The organism is Bartonella queenslandensis AUST/NH15 (assembly GCF_000312585.1).
Taxonomy (GTDB): Bacteria; Pseudomonadota; Alphaproteobacteria; order Rhizobiales; family Rhizobiaceae; genus Bartonella; species Bartonella queenslandensis_A.
This window is the reverse complement of sequence record NZ_HE998013.1, coordinates 59,670-63,599: the sequence shown is the minus strand read 5'-3', so window position 1 is coordinate 63,599 and position 3,930 is coordinate 59,670. Positions and strand designations below refer to the sequence as shown.

The window sequence follows — 3,930 nt, the reverse complement described above, 5'->3', positions numbered from 1 at the left end:
TCCTATTTTTCTTTTAGCGACGCAAACCTAACTTCTTGATAAGTGTCTGATAACGGTTTTGGTCAACTCCTTTAAGATAATCAAGAAGGCGCCGGCGTTGAGACACCATCTTTAAAAGACCACGACGAGAATGATTATCCTTTTTGTGAGATTTAAAATGGTTTGTTAAATTAGAAATACGTTCAGAAAGTACAGCAATTTGTACTTCTGGTGATCCTGTATCACCAACTTTATTTGCATATTCTGCAACAAGAGCTTGTTTACGTTCAGCTGTAATCGACATCGTATCATCCTTTCAAAAAACGAAGAAACCAAAAGTCACCCATAGCCGAGATGTCGTTCAGCTAGGGTCTGCGAGGAAATAAGAAGGGTCAAAGACTCTTGCCTATTTTTGCTCTTATATAGGAAAGAAGGTTAAAATACTAGTCCTGATAAGCATTTTGAAGTCTTTCTTTAAATAAAGGTTTTTGTTTTGAAATATTGATTTAAATAGGGTTTTATGAGAAGTCTTTTAAAGATTTATGCATCCTTTTGAGACAAAGATTATGAGAGTGTATGTGATAAGAAAAGCGATAAGTACCGATTTGGAGGAAAAAGATGCAGAGCATTTCAACATTAAAACTTTTTCGTAATTCGGTATTTCGAAATTTATGGTCATCGACTCTTATTTCTAATTTAGGGGGGCTGATACAGGCTGTTGGGGCAGGGTGGTTAATGGCGTTAATTAGTTCTTCGCATTCCATGGTTGGGCTTGTTCAAAGTGCGACAACATTACCACTTGTTATGTTTTCTTTGATGGCAGGGGCATTAGCAGACAATTTTAATCGGCGTCAAATTATGTTGTGCGCACAGATTATGATGATGGTTATATCCATGGGTTTATCTGTTTTAGCCTATGTGGGATTTCTAACACCTTGGCTTTTGTTATGTTTCACGTTTTTGATTGGATGTGGCACAGCTTTTTATAATCCTTCTTGGCAAGCAACGATAGGAGATATTGTGAGCAGGGAAAATATTCCTGCTGCTGTTAGTTTGAATAGTGTCGGCTTTAATTTGATGCGAAGTGTTGGTCCCGCTATTGGAGGGACCATCATTGCAACTTTGGGGGCATCTGCTGCTTTTTTGTTTAATGCTATAAGCTATATCCCTCTTATTGGTGCATTATTTTTCTGGAAACTGAACTATGAAAACAACCCATTGCCAAGAGAAAGACTATTAGGGGCTGTCTCAGATGGTCTGCGTTATGTTGCGATGTCACCTAATCTCCTGAACATAATGGTTCGAGCGTTTCTTTTTGGTATAGGAGCAATTTCGATTTTAGCTCTTCTGCCAATTGTTGCACATCAAGTTCTCGGAGGAAGTGCTTTTCTTTATGGTACATTGCTTGGTTGCTTTGGGTTAGGAGCCATGACAGCGGGGATTATTAATGCATTTATACGGCATCATTTTCGTTCAGAAACGATTATTGCAAGTGCATTTATTGGTTTTGCCTTCTCTTGCTTTTTATTGGGAATAAGTCGTTCACTGATTATAAGCCATATTGCTTTATTTCCTGCAGGTTTATGTTGGGTTTTGGCATTATCATTGTTTAATACATCTGTACAACTCTCGACACCACGCTGGGTTGTTGCACGTTCTTTAGCTCTTTATCAAACGGCATCTTATGGGGGGATGGCTATTGGGAGTGCAATCTGGGGAATTTTAGCTGATGGTTATTCTCCAACAATTGCTTTAAGTATTTGTTCTCTATTCTTGATTGTTGGGGCTCTTGCAGGGGTAAAGTTTAGAATTCAAGAAATTCCTCAAATAGATTTGAATCCTCTTGATCATTTTAGAGAGCCAGAACTCTTACTCGACCTAAAAGCAAGAAGTGGCCCAATCATGATAATGATCGATTATCAAATTCATGAAAATGATCTGGAAGAGTTTCTCAAAGTGATGACGCGTCGACGCCATATTCGTTTACGTGATGGTGCACGTCAATGGGTCCTTTTACGAGATCTTGAAAGACCTGAATATTGGACAGAGGCTTATCATATGCCAACATGGGTAGATTATTTACGCCATAATCATCGTCGTACAAAAGCGGATGCTGAAGTGAATAAGTGTTTGCGTCATTTAAATTGTTCTCCTAACGGTATAAGAGTGCACCGCATGATTGAACGACAGACAATCCCTCAAGCCAATGAGATGCTTTTAAAAGTCCCTCCTGATCATCTCCCTTAGGGATAAAGCAGTTTTTTGTAAAATATTAAATATGGTCATATTCTTTTGATCCATTGGTTAGCACAAACACAAAAAAACAATGATTTAATTATTAATCAATTGATTTATAATGTTTTTTATCATTATAATGTTGAGTAATAGCCTAAAAATCCTTAAACTTCTCTCATTTTAAATCGATTGATCTTATTTATATTGAATCAATCCAAATCATTTTTTGTACGCTACAAGTGAAGTAAGGATGAGAAAGATGATAGAAAAAGAATGATTTTTGATGAATTATATTCGTTGCTAAGGTTTATTGCGACATTTTAAATTGAAAAATAGGATTATGATACCGGCTTGTACTTTTATTGTGCATAAAAGATGGAGTGATACGCAATGGATTTTATACACTTTACGAAAGCTATCGTGAAATAGGCTCGAGTGTATTGAGAAATGTTTTTTAAAAAAGCGTGTGAATAAGTCGTACAACAATTTTCTGTTTTGGGCGTTCTACTTTGAATGAAAGATAACTATATTTACGGACAAAGAGAAATAAAGGAATGATATAAATAATGCATCATCTCCATTATTTAAAAGGTAAAGCCAAATTAAAGGGATAAAAATAGTTTTCTTTCTTTATGGTTTCATATTTTTTTCAAATGAAGCTGTTTTACCTTTTTAAATATTACTCAAATAGATATATGCCTAATCATATCCGATATAGAAAGTTGGAACTATTTACAAAATACTAAAATATTTTAATCTTTGTTTCGAATATATAGCAGCATCAGGATTGCATATTGATTTAAAATAAAGAGCAAAAGTACAATTTTATCAGGTAAAAAAAGCCATGAAACAAAAAATATACCAACAATAGACTGAAGAGATGTATCAGTTTTTTATTTGATACAAAAAACAACAATAAGATATCAAGCTTTAAAATTTTTTATTCTTTACAGATGTGTTTACAAGTTCTTTGCATAATATTTATGACAATTAGAATAATGGTCGATTGTAAGAGTAATTATACCATTTGTAGGGGGAAACGATCGATTTTTATGAGACAGATAGTTGGAGAACATCATCTTGGTGTTTAAATTTTAAGATTTGAGTTGTCCTATTCTAAATAATTCTCTTAGCAAAAATAGATTGTATATATGTATTTTGTAATGACTAAAATAGTGGCTTAGAAGGATATTAATTTCTGAGATTTTAAGATCGGATATCAATAAATATGATTGAAAAACAATTAATTATAAGAATAAATTTTTGTTTTTCATGTTGAATGTAAGATTCCCCAATATCATAGGATTATCTCATTTCAAATTTGTTTAGGTTAAATCAATCTAACTTATTTTCTTGCACATTACAAACGGGGCTAGCGTGTGTGTAAAAACGATTGAGGAATAAAAAGCCTGTTATGAAGCTTTTCAAATACGAGGGTTTTAACATTAGGGGATGGCAAAGTGTATGATGATGTTGCTTACCCTTTTATGAAACACACAGATGTAGCGCTCAACAGCGTGTGCATTACACCATTCATGAGCATCATGGCGAAATGAGCTTGAGAAATNTTAAAAAAANACTTTTTAAAGTATCATACCAACTTTTCCCATTCTTGAAATCAAGAATTATGCCTCTATCATCTTCAGTTTTATCTCCATAAATACGGTGCAAAAAAAATACCTCTCAAAAAATAAATCAAAGCCAAATCTATTATGA

General features: G+C 34.0%; 2 protein-coding genes. One reads left to right on the top strand and one right to left on the bottom strand.

Features of this window, described 5'->3' with window-relative positions; translation table 11 throughout:
• Nucleotides 1-13 precede the first annotated feature (13 nt).
• Nucleotides 14-283: a 30S ribosomal protein S15 gene (gene rpsO / locus BN338_RS08370; protein WP_005774142.1), complete on the bottom strand. Its 270-nt coding sequence runs from the start codon at nt 281-283 to the stop codon at nt 14-16.
• A gap of 314 nt (nt 284-597) precedes the next feature.
• Here rpsO and BN338_RS08365 point away from each other — a divergent pair, with 314 nt between their 5' ends.
• Nucleotides 598-2,226, top strand: a complete 1,629-nt coding sequence (locus BN338_RS08365; RefSeq protein ID WP_039760953.1) for an MFS transporter — start codon at nt 598-600, stop codon at nt 2,224-2,226.
• Nucleotides 2,227-3,930 lie beyond the last annotated feature (1,704 nt).

Bases quoted from the DNA above. Each gene is read 5' to 3' on its own strand.
- rpsO (WP_005774142.1), bottom strand. From the start codon at position 283: ATGTCGATTACAGCTGAACGTAAACAAGCTCTTGTTGCAGAATATGCA.
- BN338_RS08365 (WP_039760953.1), top strand. From the start codon at position 598: ATGCAGAGCATTTCAACATTAAAACTTTTTCGTAATTCGGTATTTCGA.